The following is a 20,283-nucleotide window of genomic DNA, read 5'->3' on the forward strand; positions in this document are numbered from 1 at the left end:
GTCGAGTGAAACGAGGCTGCGATCTTTTGATCCTGATCTTGATCTTTAAAGTCAAAAGATCGCAGCCTCGTTTCACTCGACAGCTCCTACAGTCCTACAGGGATCTGGGGGATCAGAATTTCAGGGCGGCAGCCTTGGCCGTCACTTCCACACCTTGCTGGCCGCTCGGGCTGATCAGTTGTACCTGAATCTTCTGGGTCGCCGGGAAGGTGTTGAAGATGTTCGCCAGATCCAGAGTTTTCAGCGCGCCCGGTGCCGAGCAGCTGAATTGATAATGAGCGTGGATTTCGCTGTGGTCGTGGTGATGTTCGCCATCCTTTGCGTCTTCGTCGTGATCATCATCGGCATCCGGTTTATCACCAAACAGCGGACTTTCCAGTTCCTGAGTCGCAACTACGCAACCAGCGGCTTTCGGCAGGTTGAACAGCACCTGCGGTTTCTCTAACTGCGCACGAACGGCGGCGACTTTGGCTTTGTCGGCGTCGGTGGTGGCGGCGTGTTCGAAGCCCACCAGGTTCATCGCCGGGCTTTCCAGTTCCAGCTCCAGGGTCTGACCGTCCAGCGCTGCGTTCAGGCGACCGACGCCATGTTCGTGGGCGCTGAGGCTGCCGTGCTCATGATCATGTTCATCAACGGCGTGGGCGACCGTCAGCGGTAACAGGGCAAACGGCAGAGCGAGAAGCAGACGGCGCATGGCGGGTCTCCGAAAAGTAAAATGAAGAATTTGTTATGTAATCTTATAACGTAAGTGCGGAGAGTTTGACCGCCTGCTTGGCGTTGCACAAGTCCCATGGGAGCATGCAAGCCAGAAATGTGCAGGAGCAGACTTATGTTGCGTATACGCGGAAGCATCGGCGACTGGCCGGTGGATTTGACGCTGGAGATGGATGACGGCGACTGGGCACGGCTCGGTGCGCAGTTGCAGGTGGTGACACCGGAGGCCAGTGCTGCACCGGCAAAACCGATCAATCAGGATGATGCGCTGTGGCAGATCGCCAAGGATTTGCTGCGCAAGGCCGGGCAATTGAGCGGGCCGGATTTGCTCGATCAGCTGGAAGGGCTGACCGGCAGCGCGGCGTCGGGCAAGCGATTGCTGGTACGTTTGCGCCACTGCTCTGATGTGAAAGTGACGAGCGGCGGCGATACGCCGCTCTACAGCTGGCAAGAGCCAGGTAGGAGCTGAGCTTGCTCGCGATGGCGTACCTGAGATCGCCATCGCCGGCAAGCCGTGCTCCTACGGAACGGGTTAATACAACGCGGCAAACAACTTGCGACGATACGTGGTCACCAGCGGGTGATCGTTGCCCAGCAGTTCGAACACCTGCAGCAAGGTCTTGTGCGGCAGGCCTTCGCTGTAGCTGCGATTACGCACGAACAGCTTGAGCAGCGCATCCAGCGCCGCGTCGTACTGCTGACGGGCCAGTTGCTGGATCGCCAGCTGATAAACCGCTTCATCGTCCTGCGGATTTTTCGCCAGACGCGCTTTCAGGTCTGCCGCATCCGGCAAATCCTTGGCCTGGCCGAGGAACTGGATCTGCGCCTTGGCGCCGGCGAGGGCGGCCTTATGCTCATCGCTCGTGACCGCGTCGAGCACGATTTGCGCTTCGCCCAACTCTCCACGTTCGGTGAGGCAACGGGCGTAGAGAATCAGTGCCTTGGCATTGGTGTTGTCTTCGCCCAGCAGCACTTTGAGGATGGCTTCGGCGTCGGCAAAGCGGTTGTCATCAAACAGCGCCTGAGCTTGCTCAAACGGATCGGCAGCAGTCGGCGGCGGCATTTGCACGTGAGGTTCGAGCATCGCGCGCACGGCGGATTCCGGCTGTGCACCGGCAAAACCATCCACCGGCTGACCGTCCTTGAACAGCACCACCGTCGGCAGGCTGCGAATGCCGAAGCGCGAAACGATGTCCGGCTCGACGTCGCAGTTGACCTTGGCCAGCAGCAACTCGCCCTGATAGCTCTCGGCGATGGTTTGCAGCATCGGCATCAAGGCCTTGCACGGCGCACACCATTCGGCCCAGAAATCCACCAGCACCGGTTTGTGGAAAGAGTTCTCGATCACCGACTGCTCGAAATCGGCAGTCGTGGCGTCGAAGATGTACGGCGTTTCCTGACTCATGGGGGATCTCTTGGAAGCGTGAATCTGCTCACTATAAGGGCTGGCGCAAAAGATCGCAGCCTTCGGCAGCTCCTACATTGACCGAGTGCGAACCCGATCCTGTAGGAGCTGCCGCAGGCTGCGATCTTTTAGCGGCTTCAAACGCGCCGCGCATGGTAGAGACTCACATGCCGAAACTCTTCGGGCTCGGCCAGATCGGGCAGGGTCATCGCTTCCAGCATCTCGATGCGTTGATACAACGGGTGGCGAAAATCCCTCACGCGCGAATCGGCCACCAGGGCTTGCTGGCCGCGACTCAGGAAATCATCGAGCAACGGCAGATTCGCCCGGTCGTACAGCACGTCCGCCACCAGAATCAGATCAAATCGATCCGCTTCGGCGAAAAAATCCGTCGAGTAGTTGAGGTGTACGTCATTGAGTTCGGCATTCGCCCGACACGCGGCAATCGCCAGCGGGTCCAGGTCACAGGCCACCACTTCCAGCGCTCCGGCCTTCACCGCCGCAATCCCCGCCACCCCGGAACCAGCACCGAAATCCAACACCCGTTTGCCTTTGACCCACTCAGGGAATTCGGCGAGATAACGGGCGACCGCCAGCCCACTGGCCCAGCAAAAACTCCAATAAGGCGGCTCATGGAGAATCCGCCGGGTTTCTTCCGGGCTGAACGCGCGGTCCATGTTGTCGCCGTCGATCAGCCAAAGCTTCAGATCGGTGTCCGGCAATTCACAGGCAACCAGCTGTGCGTCACCGAGCAGTTCACCCAGCGCCTGTTGCAGGTCGAGCGGTGCAATCATGGCGCTTTGACGAATTGCAGCTGACCCAGCGCTTGCGTCGTTGGCTGGCTGATGACTTGCGACGGCAGATGCAAAATCAGCTGGCCGGATTGACTGGCGCGGCCACGCAGTTCAACGCGGGCACCGACCGGGAAGGATTCCGGATTGAAACGCAGGTGAAACGGCAGAATCTGATTGGTGCCGATCAGGCTGGAACTGGCCAGCAATTGTTGCGGGCGGTCCTTATCGTCGATTACCAGCAGCGCCAACTCGACTTCGGCGCCGGCCGGCACGCCTTGCAGGGTGCCGCTCAATTCACGCTGATACGCGGGCAGCGGACCGAGGTTGGCCGATTCCCTGGCTTTCTTCTGTGCCTGTTCTGGCGCGGGGCCTGGCGTCGGCGGCTGGGGCTTGGGCGCATCGCTGCTGCAGGCCACCAGCAGGCTGAAAAGACTGAGCAAAACGAGCGGTCTTAGGGACATTTGCGGCTCCAGCAAGGCGTAATCCATGGATCAAACTATATAGCCCGTCTGTATACCGCAAACCCTATGGCTTGTCTTGCCACGGGGATGCGCTACCATGGCCCTCCCTTTTTTTGTTGCCTGCCACCATGCACTGTCCCTTCTGCGGTGCCAACGACACCAAGGTCATCGACTCGCGTCTGGTCGCCGAGGGCGAACAGGTACGCCGCCGGCGTGAATGCCTGGCCTGCGGCGAGCGTTTCACGACGTTCGAGACGGCCGAACTGGTGTTGCCGCGCCTGATCAAAACCGACGGCAGCCGCCAGCCGTTCGACGAAGAAAAACTCCGCGCCGGCATGCAGCGTGCGCTGGAGAAACGCCCGGTGAGTGTCGAGCGCCTGGAATCGTCGTTGGTGCACATCAAACACAAACTGCGCGCCACCGGTGAGCGAGAGGTTAAATCCCTTGTCGTCGGTGAACTGGTGATGGCCGAGCTGCAAAAACTCGACGAAGTCGCCTACATTCGTTTCGCCTCCGTGTATCGGCGCTTTCAGGACCTCAACGAGTTCCGCGAAGAGATCGATCGCCTGGCCAGAGAGCCGGTGAAAGAATGACCACATCTTCCGAACAAGCCATTCTCGACGCCCATTACATGGCCCGCGCGCTGGAACTGGCGCGCAAAGGTCATTACACGACCCACCCCAACCCTCGGGTTGGCTGCGTGATCGTGCGTGACGGGCAAATCGTAGGCGAAGGCTGGCACGTGCGCACCGGCGAACCCCACGCCGAAGTCCACGCCCTGCGCGCCGCCGGCGACAAGGCTCGAGGCGCCACCGCTTATGTGACCCTTGAGCCTTGCAGCCATCATGGACGGACGCCGCCTTGTGCGGATGCGCTGGTACATGCTGGTGTGGCTCGGGTCGTTGCGGCGATGCAAGACCCGAATCCGTCGGTTGCCGGTCGTGGCATGCAGCGCCTGGCCCAGGCCGGCATCGCTACCGAAAGCGGCGTGCTGGAAGGCGAAGCGCGCAAGCTCAATGAAGGTTTCCTCAAGCGCATGGAGCACGGCTTGCCGTTCGTGCGGGTCAAGTTGGCCATGAGCCTCGACGGTCGCACGGCGATGGAAAGCGGCGAAAGCCAATGGATCACCGGTCCTGCGGCGCGTTCGGCGGTGCAACGCCTGCGCGCGCAGGCCAGCGTGGTGCTGACCGGCGCCGACACGGTGCTGGCAGACAACGCCCGTCTCACCGTGCGTGCCGATGAACTAGGCCTGGATCCTGAGCAAACGGCCCTGGCCATGAGCCGTCCGCCGCTGCGTGTGTTGATTGACGGCCGCCTGCGAGTGCCGCTGGATGCACCGTTCTTCAAGGCTGGCCCGGCGCTGGTCGCCACGTGCATGGCGATCGAAGAGCAATACGCCAATGGTCCGGAATGCCTGATCGTGGCGGGCGAGGATGGCTTGGTCGACCTGCGCAAATTGCTGGTCGAACTCGCCGCCCGTGGGGTCAACGAAGTGTTGGTCGAAGCGGGCCCGCGACTGGCGGGTGCCTTTGCTCAGCAAGGACTGGTGGACGAGTTTCAGATTTTCATCGCCGGCAAGTTTTTAGGTTCGTCTGCGCGCCCGTTGCTGGATTGGCCGCTCGCGCAAATGAAGGATGCGCCTGAACTCAAAATCACCGAAATCCGCGCGGTTGGCGATGACTGGCGAGTCATCGCCATTCCTTCGCCAGCGGCGAGCGTATAATTGCGGGCCTGCGCCACGCGACGGCCCTGTTCTCGAGGAGGACTCCATGTTTACCGGCATCATCGAATCCATCGGCAGTATTCGTGCATTGACCCCAAAAGGCGGAGATGTGCGGGTACACGTAGAAACCGGCAAGCTCGACTTGAGCGACGTCAAACTGGGTGACAGCATCGCGGTCAACGGCGTGTGCCTGACAGCGGTTGAGTTGCCAGGCAACGGCTTTGCGGCGGACGTCAGTCGCGAAACCCTCGACTGCACCGCCATGAATGATCTGAAAAGCGGCAGCCCGGTGAACCTGGAAAAAGCCCTGACCCCGACCACTCGCCTCGGCGGGCATCTGGTCAGCGGCCATGTCGATGGCGTGGGCGAAGTGGTTGCCCGTACCGAGAATGCCCGCGCGGTGGAATTCCGCATCCGAGCGCCGAAAGAGCTGGCCAAGTACATCGCCCATAAAGGCTCGATCACTGTCGACGGCACCAGCCTGACCGTGAACGCGGTCGATGGCGCCGAGTTCTTGCTGACGATCATTCCGCATACCCTGAGCGAAACCATCATGGCGTCTTACCAGCCAGGTCGCCGGGTGAATCTTGAAGTTGACTTGCTGGCACGTTATCTGGAGCGCCTGCTGTTAGGCGATAAAGCCGCAGAGTCTGACTCTTCGCAAAGGCCGTCCAGTAACATCACCGAAAGCTTTCTGGCCGCCAACGGCTACCTCAAATCCTGACCCAAGGGGGTGCCTTGTGGCGCTCAATAGCATCGAAGAACTGGTTGAAGACATCCGCCAAGGCAAGATGGTCATCCTCATGGATGACGAAGACCGCGAGAACGAAGGCGACCTGATCATGGCCGCCGAGTGCTGCCAGCCTGAACACATCAACTTCATGGCCAAGCACGCCCGTGGCCTGATCTGCATGCCGATGAGCCGCGAGCGCTGCGAACTGCTGAAGCTGCCCTTGATGGCGCCGCGCAACGGTTCCGGCTTCGGCACCAAGTTCACCGTGTCCATCGAAGCAGCCACCGGCGTGACCACCGGCATCTCTGCTGCTGACCGTGCGCGCACCGTGCAAGCGGCCGCCGCGAAAGAAGCCAAGGCTGAAGACATCGTCAGCCCCGGCCACATCTTCCCGCTGATGGCCCAGGCCGGCGGCACCCTCGCTCGCGCCGGCCACACCGAAGCGGCGTGCGACCTGGCGCGCATGGCCGGTTTCGAGCCGAGCGGCGTGATCTGCGAAGTGATGAACGACGACGGCACCATGTCCCGCCGCGCCGAACTGGAAGCGTTTGCTGCCGAACACAACATCAAGATCGGCACCATCGCCGACCTGATTCACTACCGGATGATCCACGAACGTACCGTTCAGCGGATTGCCGAGCAGCCGCTGGACAGCGAACTGGGCCAATTCAACCTGGTGACCTATCGTGATTCCGTGGAAGGCGACGTGCACATGGCCCTGACTTTGGGCACCGTGTGCGCCGAAGAGCCGACCCTGGTTCGGGTGCACAACATGGACCCGCTGCGCGACCTGTTGATGGTCAAGCAGCCTGGCCGCTGGAGCCTGCGCGCCGCGATGGCCGCGGTTGCCGAGGCTGGTAGCGGTGTCGTGCTGTTGCTCGGCCACCCGCTCGATGGCGACGTGTTGCTGGCGCATATCCGCGAAACCGCGGAGCACGTTCCGGCGAAAAAACCGACCACCTACAGCATCGTTGGTGCCGGTTCGCAGATCCTTCGGGACCTGGGCGTGCGCAAAATGCGTCTGATGAGTGCGCCAATGAAATTTAATGCGATATCCGGTTTCGATCTGGAAGTTGTAGAATACGTGCCCTCCGAATAATGACCCGGAGATTCGTATTGCTGGTGTTCACCCATTGTGGCGAGGGGATTTATCCCCGTTGGACTGCGTAGCAGTCCCAAAATAGGGGCCGCTACGCAGCCCAACGGGGATAAATCCCCTCGCCACAGGGGTGTAGTCGAGCAGCAATGCGGTTTTTCCGGCCGTGTATTCGTGGCTAATATCACTGAGGGACGCGTACGAGACGCGTCCCGGCTCTTTAAGAGATCTAACGAATGACCCTGAAGACCATCGAAGGTACCTTCATCGCCCCTAAAGGCCGCTACGCTTTGGTAGTAGGCCGCTTCAACAGCTTCGTCGTTGAAAGTCTGGTCAGCGGTGCAGTTGATGCCCTGGTTCGCCACGGCGTGAGCGAAAGCGACATCACCATCATCCGCGCACCTGGCGCCTTCGAAATCCCGCTGGTTGCGCAGAAAGTCGCTCAGAAGGGCGAATACGCGGCAATCATCGCCCTGGGCGCGGTCATTCGTGGCGGTACTCCGCATTTCGAATACGTGGCTGGCGAATGCACCAAGGGCCTGGCCCAGGTGTCCATGGAGTTCGGCGTTCCAGTCGCATTTGGCGTGCTGACCGTTGATTCCATCGAGCAAGCCATCGAACGTTCCGGCACCAAGGCCGGTAACAAAGGTGCTGAAGCTGCCCTGTCCGCTCTGGAAATGGTCAGCCTGCTGGCGCAGTTGGAGGCCAAGTGATTAGCGACGAAAGCGATCGTTTCAACCCGCGCGATCCAAAGCCTGCGGATGCCGGCAAGCCATCGAAAAGCGTCAAGCGTCGCGAAGCCCGTCAGCTCGCGACTCAGGCGCTGTACCAATGGCACATGGCCAAGCAATCTTTGAACGAGATCGAAGCGCAGTTTCGGGTCGATAACGATTTCAGCGATGTCGATGCCGCTTACTTTCACGACATCCTGCACGGCGTTCCGGCCCACAAGCCTGAAATCGACGCTGCACTGACGCCGTGCCTGGACATCACCATCGAAGAGCTGGACCCGGTTGAACTGGCCGTTCTGCGCCTGTCGACCTGGGAACTGCTCAAGCGCGTCGACGTGCCGTACCGCGTTGTGATCAACGAAGGTATCGAGCTGGCGAAAGTCTTCGGTTCCACCGACGGCCACAAGTTCGTCAACGGTGTACTCGACAAACTGGCCCCGCGTCTGCGTGAAGCTGAAGTGAAGGCGTTCAAGCGCTAATCCGCGCTTGGAGATGCCATGGGCGAGTTTGAGCTGATCCGCAATTTCTTCGCCGCCGCGCCTTGTGCGCAGGGCGGCGAAGGCGTTGCCCTCGGGATCGGCGATGACTGCGCCTTGCTGGCTGTTCCCCCCGGGGAGCAGTTGGCCATTTCTACCGACACACTGGTTGCCGGTGTGCATTTCGCAGACCCTTGCGACCCGTTTCTGCTCGGTCAGCGCTCGCTGGCTGTGGCCGTCAGCGATCTGGCTGCCATGGGCGCCACTCCCGTTGCCTTTACCCTTGCCCTGACCTTGCCGACGGTGACCGCCGATTGGCTGGACGCCTACGCCCGTGGTTTGAACATCATGGCGCAGCGCTGCGGTGTGGCGCTGGTGGGCGGTGATACCACCCGAGGGCCGTTGAGCCTGACCATGACGGTGTTCGGTCGTGTGCCGGCAGGCTTGGCGTTGACCCGCAGCGGTGCGCAGCCAGGCGATTTGCTGTGCGTTGGCGGTGAGCTTGGCAACGCGGCGGGGGCATTGCCGCTGGTGCTCGGTCAGCGTACAGCTGAAGCCACCATCGCCGATCCGCTGCTGGCACATTACTGGTCGCCGCAGCCGCAACTCGCATTGGGCCAGGCACTGCGCGGCAAAGCCACCTCGGCGCTGGACATCTCCGACGGCCTGCTCGCGGACTGTGGGCACATCGCGCTCGCGTCGAAGGTCGGCATTCAGGTTGAACGGGACACGCTGCCGTTGTCGAACGCTTTAGTGGCCTTCCTCGGTCAGTCGGGTGCCGAAAAAGCGGCCCTGAGCGGTGGTGATGATTACGTGTTGGCCTTTACCTTGCCGCCCGTCGAGTTAGCGCAGTTGTTGAACGACGGCTGGCCGATCCATGTGGTCGGCCGTGTCGTGACGGGGCAGGGCGTGGTGCTGCTGGACGCCGACGGACAAGACATCACCCCGCAAACCCGGGGTTATCAACATTTTCGGGAGACACCGTGACAGATCATCCCAAACAGGTCCCGGCGGAATTCGTACCGCCGTCGGTCTGGCGCAATCCGTGGCACTTCCTGGCGTTCGGCTTTGGCTCGGGCACCTTGCCAAAAGCACCGGGCACCTGGGGTTCGTTAGTTGCGCTACCCTTTATTCCGTTGTGGCAGATGCTGCCCGATTGGGGTTACTGGCTGATGCTCGGCATCACCATGCTGTTTGGCTTCTGGCTGTGCGGCAAGGTCGCCGACGATTTGCGGGTGCACGACCACGAAGGCATCGTCTGGGATGAAATGGTCGGGATGTGGATCACCCTGTGGCTGGTGCCGGAAGGTTGGTACTGGTTGCTGGCGGGGTTTTTGATGTTCCGCTTCTTCGACATCCTCAAGCCGTGGCCGATTCGCTGGATCGACCGGCATGTGCATGGCGGCGTCGGGATCATGCTCGATGATGTATTGGCCGGGGTGTTTGCGTGGCTGGGGATGCAGGGATTGGTTTGGTTTTTCGCCTGAGTGGCGAAGCAGAGGACTAGGGATGGCTCGACGCTGGTTGATGGCGATGGTCTTTGCGGTGTTCAGCTCGCTCGTTCAGGCGGACGATGCAGTGACGACGCCGTCGGTGATTCATCTGGCCAGCGAAGACTGGGAAGACTACACCGCCGCCGATGGCCACGGTCTGGGCTGGGACGTATTGCGGGAAGTCTTCGAGCCGGCAGGGGTCAAACTGGACATCCGCAGCGAACCTTACGTGCGCTCCATGGGGCTGGCCCAGCGCGGCGAAGTGGATGCCTGTGTCGGCTCCTATCTTGATGAGTCCAGCGATCTGCTCTATCCGCGCTGGAACTTCGATACCGATCACATCTATGCCCTGGGGCTGGTCAGCAACCCCGCGCCGACCCTGGAAACCCTGGGCAACTATCGACTGGCCTGGATTCGCGGCTACGACTATCAGGATTACCTGCCCAACGTACGCCGCTATAACGAAGTACTACGGCGTACCGGGATTTTGTCGATGTTGACCCGCAACCGCGCTGACTTTTACATCGACGCGCTGACCGAGGTCGACTATGTCCTCAGGAGGGCCAAGGATCCGTCGCAGTTCCGTCGCACCCACATTGCGGAATTGCCGCTGTATCTGTGCTTTGCCAAGACCCCCAAGGCCCAGACGCTGATGGCGCTGTTCGACGAACGCATGGAGCAGCTGGTGAAAAGCGGCCAGCTGAAACCGATCTTCGAACGCTGGAAACAACCCTATCCATTCGACCCAAACTAAGCGGGAACCCTGTAGCGCTTGATTAACCCTGTGGGAGTGAGCCTGCTCGCGATGACGGTGTATCAGTCGACATCAATGGTGAAAGGCAGACCGCTATCGCGAGCAGGCTCACTCCCACAGGGGGGCTGTGGTGGCTTGAGATCTAACTTTTTGATTGTTATGCCCCATAATTCAGCCTAAGCGTCTGTCGGAACGTGCTGTTACAATGCCGCGTCTGCGAATCTCCAGTACTTATTGATCAGGAGCACACCGGTGCCTGTCGTTTTTGTCGCCGCTTCCAAGCTGCCAACGCCTTTTGCGCAATTCACCATGCACGGCTTTCTCGATGAAGACAACGGGCGCGAGCACGTTGTGCTGAGCCTGGGTGAGTTTGCCGACGGTGCCCCGGTACTCGGCCGGTTGCACTCCGAATGCCTGACCGGCGATGCCTTGTTCAGCCAGCGTTGCGACTGCGGCTCGCAACTTGAGGCCGCCTTGCAGGCCATCGCCCGTGAGGGCCGTGGCGTATTGCTGTACTTGCGTCAGGAAGGTCGCGGCATTGGCCTGCTGAACAAGATCCGCGCCTATGAATTGCAGGATGGCGGCGCCGATACCGTTGAAGCCAACGAGCGTCTGGGCTTTGCCGCTGACCAACGTGACTACGCCATGTGCCTGCCGATGCTGGAGCACCTGGGTGTGAAATCCCTGCGTCTGATGACCAACAACCCACGCAAGGTCAAAGCCTTGACCGACATGGGCATCGTGGTCGCCGAGCGCGTGCCGCTGCACACCGGCCATAACCCGCATAACAAACTCTACCTGGCCACCAAGGCCAGCAAGCTCGACCACATGATGGGCAACGAGCATCAGGGTGAGGCTGACCGGGCGTGACCCGCGGTCAGGTTCGGCGGCGACTGTCCGTCAATTGGTGGCAATACCTGGCGCTGGCCTTGGTGCCGCTGTTCGTGATCAACGGCGTATTTGGTCAGAGCGAGGCGATCCTGCCGGTGCTGGCGATGCCGTTGTTCATCGCCGGTGTGGCATCGATGTTTGTCAGCCTGAAATTCTTTGGCGGCTACAAACACGCGCTGATCGCCACTCAAAAAGCCCTCGACACCCCTGAAGAGCCTGCTGCCTGGATCGCCCTGGCTGCCAAGCGTCGCGCGGCGTTCCTGGCTGCCGGCCTGCCGGCCTGGATCGCTGCGCTGGCGGTATTCGTCGGCCTCGAAGCCGTGCCGTTGATGCTGCTGGCGCTGTCGACCCTGGTGCTGTTTTACCTCTACCGTATTCCGCGTCAACTCGGCTGATGCGGCCCGTCTGGCTGGCGGTTTTGCTGCTGGCCGTCAGTGGCCAGGCGGCTGCGGTCGAACGCGTTGTCAGCCTCGCGCCATCGCTCTCTGAAATCGTTGTTGAGCTGGGTTCAGCCGACCTGCTGGTGGGTGTGCTGGATGCCGGTGAGCGTCCTGCCGAGCTCAAAGATCTGCCTTCGGTTGGCCGCTATGGCCAGCTGGACATGGAACAGCTGCTCAGTCTCAAGCCCGATCTGTTGTTGCTCTGGCCCGGCAGCGTTGGCCCGGCCCAGCGTGAACAACTCAAGCGGTTGAACATCCCGACCTACGTTGCCGAACCCCACAACCTCGAACAACTCACTGCGCAGATTGAGGCGATTGCCTCGCAGCTCGGCCGTCCGGAGCGTGGTGTTTCATTGGCTGAGAAGTTGCGTCAGCGACTGGATTCGCTACGCCAGCGTTATCGTCGAGATGTGCCATTGCGGGTGTTTTATCAGGTCTGGGATCGGCCGCTGTACACCGTAGGCGGCGGGCAGATCATCAGCGATGCGCTTGAAGTGTGCGGGGCGCGCAATGTGTTTGCCGACCTGACGCTGCCGGCGCCGCAGGTCAGTATTGAGGCGGTATTGCAGCGTAATCCCGAGGTGATTCTGGCCAGTGATCAGTCGCAACTCGATGCGTGGAAAGCCTGGCCGCAGGTTGCCGCAGTGGCGCAGGGGCAATTGCTTTTGGTAACGGATAAGGGGCTGGAGCGGCCGAGCGGGCAGATGATCGAAGCGACGGCGAAATTGTGCCAGGTGATTGCGCCCTGTGGCGAGGGGGCTTGCCCCCGTTCGGCCGCGCAGCGGCCGTAATCCGGTTAACGCGTTGTGTCTGATAAAACTTGGTGGCTGGACTGGGGGCCGCTTCGCGGCCCAACGGGGGCAAGCCCCCTCGCCACAGGTGACTGCGCCAGTCTTTATAGCTCCGGTGTCCAGGTCACCCCAAACATCCACGCCCGACCTTCCTCTCGATACCCATACTGACTACCGTCATGACTGTACAGCGCCCGGCTGTAACCCTTGTCCAACAGGTTATCGACCTTCAGCTCAAGCTTGATCTCACGATTCAATTCCCAGCTGCTACGCAACCCCAGCAACGCGTACCCGCCTAACGGCTGCTGATTGTTCTCATCGTCATAGCTGCTGCTCACAGCCTGCCAGCTGGCGCCGAGCCCTAGCCGGTCAAACTGCCGATCCAGATCCAGGCTCAAGGTCCGCCGCGCGCGCCGAGCCAGGGTGTGGCCGCTGTCGCGATCCCGCGGGTCGATGATCGCCACGCCGAGGTTGCTCTGCCAGCCGAACAGTTCCTGTTTCAAAGCCGCTTCGAAACCGTTGATGCGTGCCGAGGCGACGTTCTGCGGCCGGTTGTTACTGCCGAAAATAATCGCGTCTTCCAGGTCCGTACGGTAAAGCGAAGCTTCCAGGCGAGCGGTGTCGGTCAGTTGACTGCGCCATTGCAGCTCGTAGCTTTTCGAGGTCTCGGGTTTCAGGTCCGGATTACTGAAGTCGGGGTAATACAGGTCATTGAACGTCGGCGCGCGGAAGCCTTCGCTGTAGGTCAGCAGCACATCGTTGTCCGGATTCAGCGGCAGAGTGAAGGTGCCGCTCCAGCTGTTCTGGCCGCCGAACTGCTGGTTCTGATCGCGGCGCAGGCCCAGTTCGGTGGAGAAGCTGTCCGCCTGGTAATGATGCTGAATGAACGCGGCACGGTTCCAGCGGCTGTCCTCGTCGAATGGCGTGCTGCTGTTGACCCGGTCCTCATACCAGTCGCCGCCGAGGATCAAGCTGTTGCGCGCGTCGAGGGTCAGGTCGTTCTGCCAGTTAACCGAGTCGCGATACGTGTTGAACACGCTGCGTTCGTCACTGAGCTTGTCCAAAGTCTTCTCGCGGTTTTCGCTGTGGCCGAACTCGACACGGGTTTTCCACAGGTCATTGATCCGCGCATCGACGTAACTGCTGACGCTGCTCACCGCGAAGTCGCTGTAGGGCTGCTGCTGGACTGACTCGAACGTGTCCATGTCGAAGCGGCCGAACGGATTGTCGAACTCACTTTTGCCACGGTTATCCAGCAGGTTGGCGCCAATTTCGATGTCATCGGTGAGGGCGTGACTCAGGCTCAAACTCATCGATTGGTTGCGGTACTCGTCATGATCGCCATCGCTGGGATACGACTCACGGGTGCGATTGATTCCGGCGGTTTCATCGAGGCTGGCGCCGAGGTTGAACCGGGTCTGCTCGTCGCCGCCGGACAGCCCGAGGCTGCGTTCCCAGGTCTGGTTGCTGCCAAAGCCCACGTGCATTCGCGGTTGCAGGCCTTGCTCGCCGCCGCGACGAGTGAAGATCTGGATCACTCCGCCAATCGCATCGCTGCCATAAATCACCGAGCGGGAGCCGCGCAACACTTCCACGCGCTCGACCTGTTCGATGTTGATGTGTTGCAGGTTGCTGTCGCCGGAGGTGGCGTTGCCGATGCGCTGGCCGTCGACCAGCACCAGGCTCTGGGCCGACTTGGTGCCGCGAATGTAAATCCCCGGCAAACTGCCGCGCCCGCCGGTTTGCCCGACCTGTACGCCCGGCACACGACGCAGCAAGTCAGTGACGCTGCTTGGCTGCAGACGATCAATGTCTTCGCGGGTGAACACGGTGTTGGCGGCGCTGCTGTCATTGCGCGCTTCGACCTGACGGTTGGCGCTGATCAGCACGTCGGGAAGCTTCAGGGCCTGATCGCGCTCGAAGGTGTCGGCCAGCAGTTGGCCGGCCGGCAGGAGCGTCAGCGTCAGGGCGAGGGGGGAGAGTTTCATCGGTAATCCGTTGGCTTTGGAGCGAATACAGTTTTGAAAGGCATGAAAACCAATGTGGGAGCGAGCCTGCTCGCGATGACGGTGTGTCAGTCAAAGAATTGTTGACTGTCAGTCCGCTATCGCGAGCAGGCTCGCTCCCACAGGGTATTGCGTGTATCCAGTAGGTCAGATGTTCAGCAGTTGCAAACGCTCACGCACCGACGCTTCGATCCCGGCCTCATCCAGCCCGCATTCGGCCAGCATTTGCGCAGGCTTGGCGTGCTCGACGTAACTGTCCGGCAAGCCCAGGTGCAGCATCGACTTGAGGATGTTTTCACGGGCGAGAAACTCGCTGACGGCGCCACCGGCACCGCCCATGATCGCGTTCTCTTCGATGGTCACCAGCAATTCATGGCTACCAGCGATTTCGCGAACCAGTGCTTCATCGAGCGGTTTGACGAAGCGCATGTCGACCACGGTGGCATCCAGCGTCTCGGCGACTTTCAGCGCCTCGGCCAGTTGCACGCCGAACACCAGCAGGGCGACTTTGCTGCCCTGACGACGAACCACACCCTTGCCGATTTCGATCGGCTCGAGGTTTTTCTCGATCGTCGCGTTCGGGCCAGAGCCGCGCGGGTAACGCACCGCCGCCGGGCCGTTGAACAGGTGGCCGGTGGTGAGCATTTTGCGCAGTTCGTTTTCGTCGCTCGGGGTCATCACCAGCATGCCGGGGATGCAGCGCAGGAACGACAGGTCGAAGCTGCCCGCGTGAGTCGGGCCGTCTTCGCCCACCAGACCGGCGCGGTCGATGGCGAACAGTACGTCGAGGTTTTGCACCGCGACGTCATGAATCAATTGGTCGTAGCCACGTTGCAGGAACGTCGAATAAATCGCCACCACCGGTTTCGCGCCTTCGCAGGCCATGCCGGCAGCGAGGGTCACAGCGTGTTGCTCGGCAATCGCCACATCGAAATAGCGCAGCGGGAAACGCTCGCTGAAGGCCACCAGATCGGAGCCTTCCTTCATCGCGGGAGTGATGCCCACCAAACGCGGATCAGACGCGGCCATGTCGCATAGCCATTCACCAAATACGCCGGAATACTTCGGTCCGCCCGCTTTCTTCGGCGCGGCGGCCGGAGCGTCCAGCGGTTCGAGTTTGGTGATCGCGTGGTAACCGATCGGGTCGACTTCCGCCGGGGCGAAGCCTTTGCCTTTCTTGGTGACGACGTGCAGGAACTGCGGGCCTTTCAGATCGCGCATGTTGCGCAGGGTGGCGATCAGGGTCGGCAGGTCGTGGCCATCGATCGGGCCGATGTAGTTCCAGCCCAGTTCTTCAAACAGCGTGCCGGGAACCAGCATGCCTTTGGCGTATTCTTCGGTGCGACGGGCGATTTCCCAGGCGCCGGGCAGGCGCGACAGGACCTTTTTGCTGCCTTCACGCATGCTCGCGTAAGTGCGGCTGGAAAGGATTTTCGCCAGATAGTTCGACAGCCCGCCGACGTTGCGCGAGATCGACATGTCGTTGTCGTTGAGGATTACCAGCATGTTGGCGTCCACTTCCGGCGCATGGTTCAGCGCCTCGAAGGCCATGCCGGCGGTCAATGCGCCGTCGCCGATCACGGCGATCGCCTTGCGATCACTGTTTTGCAGGCGGGCGGCAATGGCCATGCCCAGCGCTGCGCTGATCGAGGTGCTGGAGTGGCCGACGCCAAAGGTGTCGTACTCGCTCTCGGACCGACGCGGGAAGGCCGCGACGCCGTCCTTCTGGCGCAGGGTGCCCATGCGCTCGCGACGGCCGGTGAGGATTTTGTGCGGATAAGCCTGATGACCCACGTCCCACACCAGCCGGTCATCCGGGGTGTCGAAGACGTAATGCAGCGCGATAGTCAGCTCGATGACGCCCAGGCCAGCACCGAAATGCCCGCCGGTCTGACCGACCGTGTAGAGCAATTCCAGGCGCAACTCATCGGCCAGGGTTTCCAGCTCGGCTTCGCCTAACCGGCGCAGGCCGTCCGGCGTGTTGGCACGGTCGAGCAGGGGCGTGGTCGGGCGCTTGCGGGGAATCTCATGAAACGTCGTGGGCATCAGGCGAATCGTTATAGGTATAAAAGATGCGGCAGTTTACCTGATGCATCGCCCCCTGCCCACGCGTTGGTTTTAACTTGGCGGATACGCCGTCAGCTACGGCGGGTGACGATATAGCGGGCCAGATCGCGCAACGGCTCGGCCGCCGCGTCAAACGGTCGCAGCGCGTGCAGGGCCTGATCACGCAGTTCCAGGGCGTAGGCCTTGGCAGCGTCGAGGCCGAGCAGAGCCGGATAGGTCGGCTTGTCACGTGCGATGTCGGCGCCTTGGCGCTTGCCGAGGGTTTCGGTATCGCTTTCGACGTCGAGAATGTCGTCCTGCACCTGGAACGCCAGACCGATAGCCTGTGCATAAGTCTGCAAAGACTTCAGTTCGTCCTTCTCCGCGCGGCCGCTGGCCAAGGCGCCGAGTTTGACGCTGACCTCGATCAGCGCGCCGGTCTTGTGCCGGTGCATGTATTCGAGGGCTTTTTGATCGAGTTTCAGACCGACCGAACCAAGGTCGATGGCCTGACCGCCGACCATACCGGCCGGGCCTGCGGCCAATGCGAGAGCACTGACCATTTGCAGGCGGAGGTGATCGGAGGTGAGAGCAGCGTCAGAGTTGCTCAGGCGTGGATCAAGCAGGGCGCTGAAGGCCAGGCTCTGCAAGCCGTCACCGGCCAGAATCGCGCAGGCTTCATCGAATTTTTTGTGAGTAGTCGGCTGGCCGCGACGCAGATCGTCGTCGTCCATGGCCGGCAAATCGTCATGCACCAGGGAATAAGCGTGAATCAACTCCACCGCGCACGCTGCGCCGTTGGCCTGCTCAGCCTTGCCGCCCAGCGCTTCGCACGCGGCGTAGGCCAGCAGCGGGCGAACCCGTTTGCCGCCATTCATCACGCTGTAGCGCATGGCTTCGTACAGGCGCGCGAGCTCAGGGCTTGGCGCGCTGAACAGGGTTTCCAGTGCTGCGTTGACGCGGGCCTGGCTGGTCGCCGAATACGCTGCAATCATTCTGGTTGATCCGCGTCGAAGGGTTCCTCGGCCAGTTCGCCGTCACGCTCGAGCAGCACCTGAACCTTTTGCTCGGCCTGGGCCAGCGCCGCCTGGCAATCGCGGGTCAGACCGATGCCTTGCTCGAAAGCCGTCAGCGAGTCTTCCAGCGACAATTCGCCGTTCTCCAGACGCTCTACCAGCGTTTGCAGGTCAGCGAGAGATTGTTCGAAATCCAGTGCAGCTTTTTTGCGGGCCATGGCGGCTATTTCCGGTTGACGTTAAACCGGCGCGACACTAGCAGACATGGGGGTTATGGGCAAATGAGCGGGAGACTCAACCGCTGTATTTCCCAGTAAACCAACCCTGTGGCGAGGGGATTTAGTGGAACGCCGCATCGCCCCGTTCGGCTGCGAAGCAGTCGTCAATCCGGACAACTCGGTCTGTTTGGCCGGACGCTGGGGGCCGCTTCGCGACCCAACGGGGATAAATCCCCTCGCCACAGTTGTGTGTCGCAGCAGGTTACTGTGTTGAGTCACCGGGATAGCTGATTTGATAGCGGGTACTGCGCCCACCACCAGGCAGGCGTATGAGGCATCCTTTCTCCAACAACTCGGTCAGATGACGGGTTGCGGTAGCTTTGGATACCTTCGCCACGGCCTGATACTGCGCCGCACTGATGCCCTCCGAGAAACCTCGTTCCCCACCATCGAGTAAGCGGTTCAGCACCTTGGTTTGCTCGGTTGAAAGCTCTGATTCCCGGTGCGCCTGCCAGAAACGCGCCTTACCCAGCACGCTTTCGATCCGCGCCATGGCCTGTTGCAAGCTGCGCAGCAGGGTTTGCAGAAACCATTCCAGCCACTCGGTGATATCCAGTGTGGCTTTTTGGCAGGATTCGAGCACTCGATAATAGCCGGACCGGTCTTCGAGAATGCTCGCGGACATGGCATAGAAGCGGATGGCTTGGTCTTCACCCTGAGCCAATGCCAGATCGGTGATCGTTCGCGTCAGGCGACCGTTGCCATCGTCGAAGGGGTGCAGTGTGACAAACCAGAAGTGCGCGATGCCGGCCCGCAGCAATGGATCAAGTCCCGCCTGATTCCGGCTGGCGGTAAACCAGGAGAGGAAGGTGTCGAGCTGTCGCTCAAGGCCCTGACGAGGCGGGGCTTCGAAGTGAACGGTTGGTCTGTCGAGGCGGCCGGACACTACTTGCATTGGATCATCGCCGCGTAGCGCACCGACACGGATCGGCCGGGCGGCGAGATCGGTCTCTTGCTCGGGAAACAGCCATTCGTGCCAATCCAGTAATCGCTCCAGCGTCAGCGGTTCAGCGAAATGCTGAGTGGCGTCGAGCATCAATTGCGCCAGCCCTTCACTGCGCTGGCTGACATTATTAGCATCGTCCAGCTCCAGGCCCAGCCGCCGCGCCAATGACGAGCGAACCGAGCCGACATTGAGCTGCTCACCCTCAATGGCGGATGAGGTCACGATGTTCTGCAACAGTGCATCCAGTTCGCTCTGGGCGCTAAGCGAACTGCCCACTGAACTCGCCATGCCCATCAATCGCCCTTGGGCTTGGACACACTCGCGCAAAAACGGCCCCAACCGCTCTGCTTGCCAGTTGAAGTTGGGCCAATCGGGCTGCTGCCAGATCCAGTGAGGTGCCATGAACTCGGTACTCTTGGAGTGGTGAGCCGAATAGAAATGCTATTCGGCTCATATATTGAGCCGAATATGACGCCTATTCGGCTCACCGTCCACCTGACAGCGTGAATCCCACCGCAAAAATAGATGTATCTGATTGTTAAAAAACCGCCGAATGGCTAATCTTCGCGCCTTCTACGACCCGAAAGTCATGGGTCTTTCTGACGAAACGCAGTTTTTGGATCTGTAACGCGCCGAGGATCGGGCGCAAGGTTTCGTTATGCATGGCAGGAGGCGTCACATGCGTTCATTTCTTCTATTGCTGATGGGGCTCGTCTGCGCGACCGCTGCCTGGGCCGAGCCGACGGCCGAGTTGTCGGAGCCGGTCGGCGGCTGGCGCTACAACGGCCTGCTCGATCGCAGCGAATATCCTCAAGTCGCCTATCCCACGCCACCGATCGATCGCGGTGTGCAGCGCAATCGCACCATGATCCAGGGCCAACTCAAGGCCATTGGCACTCAGCGAGGGCCGCACACCCTGGCCGTCAACGGCAATCCTCTGAATCTGTACACCGACGACCAAGGGCGTTTCGCCCGGCCGTATGCGTTCGGCGCCGGCTCCAACAGCGTTGAAGTACGCAGCGCTGAAGGCAAATCGCTCAAGCGCGTTCAATTCTATGAAGCCAACAACCTGCGCACCCCGGCGCGGATTCGCGTGGTGCTGGGTTGGGACGATCCGAAAGCCGAACTCGACCTGCACATCATTACCCCCGACGGCCAGCATGCGTTCTGGGCTCGCCCGGCGATGAGCAACGGCGGTGGTCTGGACCCGGATGGCGTCGATGGCCCCGGCCCGGAAATGTTCACCATGACCGCGCCGATGCATGGCACCTATCTGGTTTACGTGAACTATTGGGGCAACTTTGGCAGTGGCGGCTATAACTTCGATGAGACCAGCAACCAGAACGAGGTGATCACCTCGCAGATCAACCTGGTGCTCAACGAAAACACCGTCGACGAAAAACGCGAGACCTTCATCGTGCCTTTGCGGGCAATCGGCGACCTGCTGCTGGTCAAGACTTTCAACTATTAAACATCCCGCTCCACGGAT

General features: G+C 60.9%; 23 protein-coding genes. 14 read left to right on the top strand and 9 right to left on the bottom strand.

Annotated features, from left to right (window positions below; translation table 11 throughout):
* Positions 1–112 precede the first annotated feature (112 nt).
* Complete coding sequence (locus PMI27_RS10625) at positions 113–694, bottom strand: DUF2796 domain-containing protein (protein ID WP_008153515.1); 582 nt, start codon at positions 692–694, stop codon at positions 113–115.
* Between the two features lie 135 nt (positions 695–829).
* On the opposite strand from PMI27_RS10625, the gene PMI27_RS10620 reads away from it, so the two are divergent.
* The gene (locus PMI27_RS10620) at positions 830–1,183 is read left to right on the top strand and encodes a hypothetical protein (RefSeq protein WP_008153516.1); all 354 of its coding nucleotides are present in this window, start codon (positions 830–832) and stop codon (positions 1,181–1,183) included.
* 63 nt (positions 1,184–1,246) lie between these two features.
* Here the strand turns inward: PMI27_RS10620 and trxA are convergent, their stop codons facing one another.
* The 3 genes from trxA to PMI27_RS10605 all read right to left on the bottom strand — a co-directional run bounded on the left by trxA (position 1,247) and on the right by PMI27_RS10605 (position 3,374).
* Positions 1,247–2,119 (bottom strand): thioredoxin, encoded by an 873-nt coding sequence (trxA, locus tag PMI27_RS10615; RefSeq protein ID WP_008153517.1) that lies wholly within the window; start codon positions 2,117–2,119, stop codon positions 1,247–1,249.
* A 137-nt stretch (positions 2,120–2,256) separates the two neighbouring features.
* Positions 2,257–2,913, bottom strand: a complete 657-nt coding sequence (locus tag PMI27_RS10610) for a class I SAM-dependent methyltransferase (protein WP_008153521.1) — start codon at positions 2,911–2,913, stop codon at positions 2,257–2,259.
* Entirely contained in the window at positions 2,910–3,374 is a 465-nt protein-coding gene (locus PMI27_RS10605) for a YbaY family lipoprotein (protein ID WP_008153522.1), read from the bottom strand. Before PMI27_RS10605 ends, PMI27_RS10610 begins: the two co-directional genes overlap by 4 nt.
* A gap of 128 nt (positions 3,375–3,502) precedes the next feature.
* Between PMI27_RS10605 and nrdR the strand changes: the two genes are divergently transcribed.
* The 12 genes from nrdR (at position 3,503) to PMI27_RS10545 (ending at position 12,502) form a co-directional block, all read left to right on the top strand.
* On the top strand, positions 3,503–3,967 hold the full coding sequence (nrdR, locus tag PMI27_RS10600; RefSeq protein WP_003228656.1) for a transcriptional regulator NrdR: 465 nt from the start codon (positions 3,503–3,505) through the stop codon (positions 3,965–3,967).
* Positions 3,964–5,097 carry a bifunctional diaminohydroxyphosphoribosylaminopyrimidine deaminase/5-amino-6-(5-phosphoribosylamino)uracil reductase RibD gene (gene ribD, locus PMI27_RS10595; RefSeq protein ID WP_008153523.1) on the top strand — a complete coding sequence of 378 codons (1,134 nt, stop codon included), beginning with the start codon at positions 3,964–3,966 and terminating at the stop codon, positions 5,095–5,097. The genes nrdR and ribD overlap by 4 nt, the downstream gene beginning before the upstream one ends.
* Positions 5,098–5,143: 46 nt before the next feature.
* Complete coding sequence (locus PMI27_RS10590; protein WP_008153524.1) at positions 5,144–5,821, top strand: riboflavin synthase; 678 nt, start codon at positions 5,144–5,146, stop codon at positions 5,819–5,821.
* 16 nt (positions 5,822–5,837) lie between these two features.
* Positions 5,838–6,929 (top strand): bifunctional 3,4-dihydroxy-2-butanone-4-phosphate synthase/GTP cyclohydrolase II, encoded by a 1,092-nt coding sequence (gene ribBA / locus PMI27_RS10585; protein ID WP_008153526.1) that lies wholly within the window; start codon positions 5,838–5,840, stop codon positions 6,927–6,929.
* A gap of 233 nt (positions 6,930–7,162) precedes the next feature.
* Positions 7,163–7,639, top strand: coding sequence for a 6,7-dimethyl-8-ribityllumazine synthase (gene ribH / locus PMI27_RS10580; RefSeq protein ID WP_003185938.1), 477 nt, complete (start codon positions 7,163–7,165; stop codon positions 7,637–7,639).
* Positions 7,636–8,136 carry a transcription antitermination factor NusB gene (gene nusB, locus PMI27_RS10575; protein WP_008153530.1) on the top strand — a complete coding sequence of 167 codons (501 nt, stop codon included), beginning with the start codon at positions 7,636–7,638 and terminating at the stop codon, positions 8,134–8,136. The genes ribH and nusB overlap by 4 nt, the downstream gene beginning before the upstream one ends.
* An 18-nt stretch (positions 8,137–8,154) precedes the next feature.
* A complete protein-coding gene (thiL, locus tag PMI27_RS10570; protein ID WP_008153531.1) occupies positions 8,155–9,120 on the top strand; it encodes a thiamine-phosphate kinase in 966 nt (321 codons plus the stop codon).
* The gene (locus PMI27_RS10565) at positions 9,117–9,620 is read left to right on the top strand and encodes a phosphatidylglycerophosphatase A family protein (protein ID WP_008153532.1); all 504 of its coding nucleotides are present in this window, start codon (positions 9,117–9,119) and stop codon (positions 9,618–9,620) included. The genes thiL and PMI27_RS10565 overlap by 4 nt, the downstream gene beginning before the upstream one ends.
* 22 nt (positions 9,621–9,642) lie before the next feature.
* Positions 9,643–10,380: a substrate-binding periplasmic protein gene (locus PMI27_RS10560; RefSeq protein WP_008153533.1), complete on the top strand. Its 738-nt coding sequence runs from the start codon at positions 9,643–9,645 to the stop codon at positions 10,378–10,380.
* 252 nt (positions 10,381–10,632) lie between these two features.
* Positions 10,633–11,250, top strand: coding sequence for a GTP cyclohydrolase II (ribA, locus tag PMI27_RS10555; RefSeq protein WP_008153535.1), 618 nt, complete (start codon positions 10,633–10,635; stop codon positions 11,248–11,250).
* Positions 11,247–11,666: a hypothetical protein gene (locus PMI27_RS10550; RefSeq protein ID WP_008153537.1), complete on the top strand. Its 420-nt coding sequence runs from the start codon at positions 11,247–11,249 to the stop codon at positions 11,664–11,666. Before ribA ends, PMI27_RS10550 begins: the two co-directional genes overlap by 4 nt.
* Positions 11,666–12,502 carry a cobalamin-binding protein gene (locus PMI27_RS10545; protein WP_008153538.1) on the top strand — a complete coding sequence of 279 codons (837 nt, stop codon included), beginning with the start codon at positions 11,666–11,668 and terminating at the stop codon, positions 12,500–12,502. Before PMI27_RS10550 ends, PMI27_RS10545 begins: the two co-directional genes overlap by 1 nt.
* A 104-nt stretch (positions 12,503–12,606) precedes the next feature.
* On the opposite strand, the gene PMI27_RS10540 is transcribed toward PMI27_RS10545, so the two are convergent.
* The 5 genes from PMI27_RS10540 to PMI27_RS10520 form a co-directional block, all read right to left on the bottom strand.
* A complete protein-coding gene (locus PMI27_RS10540; RefSeq protein ID WP_008153539.1) occupies positions 12,607–14,490 on the bottom strand; it encodes a TonB-dependent receptor domain-containing protein in 1,884 nt (627 codons plus the stop codon).
* A gap of 165 nt (positions 14,491–14,655) precedes the next feature.
* Positions 14,656–16,554, bottom strand: a complete 1,899-nt coding sequence (gene dxs, locus PMI27_RS10535) for a 1-deoxy-D-xylulose-5-phosphate synthase (RefSeq protein ID WP_008153540.1) — start codon at positions 16,552–16,554, stop codon at positions 14,656–14,658.
* A 92-nt stretch (positions 16,555–16,646) separates the two neighbouring features.
* Positions 16,647–17,549: a polyprenyl synthetase family protein gene (locus tag PMI27_RS10530; protein ID WP_008153541.1), complete on the bottom strand. Its 903-nt coding sequence runs from the start codon at positions 17,547–17,549 to the stop codon at positions 16,647–16,649.
* Positions 17,546–17,788, bottom strand: coding sequence for an exodeoxyribonuclease VII small subunit (locus PMI27_RS10525; protein WP_007894317.1), 243 nt, complete (start codon positions 17,786–17,788; stop codon positions 17,546–17,548). The genes PMI27_RS10530 and PMI27_RS10525 overlap by 4 nt, the downstream gene beginning before the upstream one ends.
* Positions 17,789–18,050: 262 nt before the next feature.
* Positions 18,051–19,196, bottom strand: coding sequence for a Fic family protein (locus PMI27_RS10520; RefSeq protein WP_008153543.1), 1,146 nt, complete (start codon positions 19,194–19,196; stop codon positions 18,051–18,053).
* A gap of 277 nt (positions 19,197–19,473) precedes the next feature.
* Between PMI27_RS10520 and PMI27_RS10515 the strand changes: the two genes are divergently transcribed.
* A complete protein-coding gene (locus tag PMI27_RS10515; RefSeq protein ID WP_008153544.1) occupies positions 19,474–20,265 on the top strand; it encodes a YfaP family protein in 792 nt (263 codons plus the stop codon).
* The last annotated feature ends 18 nt before the right edge of the window (positions 20,266–20,283 follow it).

Source organism: Pseudomonas sp. GM41(2012) (assembly GCF_000282315.2).
In the GTDB taxonomy this organism is placed as follows: Bacteria; Pseudomonadota; Gammaproteobacteria; order Pseudomonadales; family Pseudomonadaceae; genus Aquipseudomonas.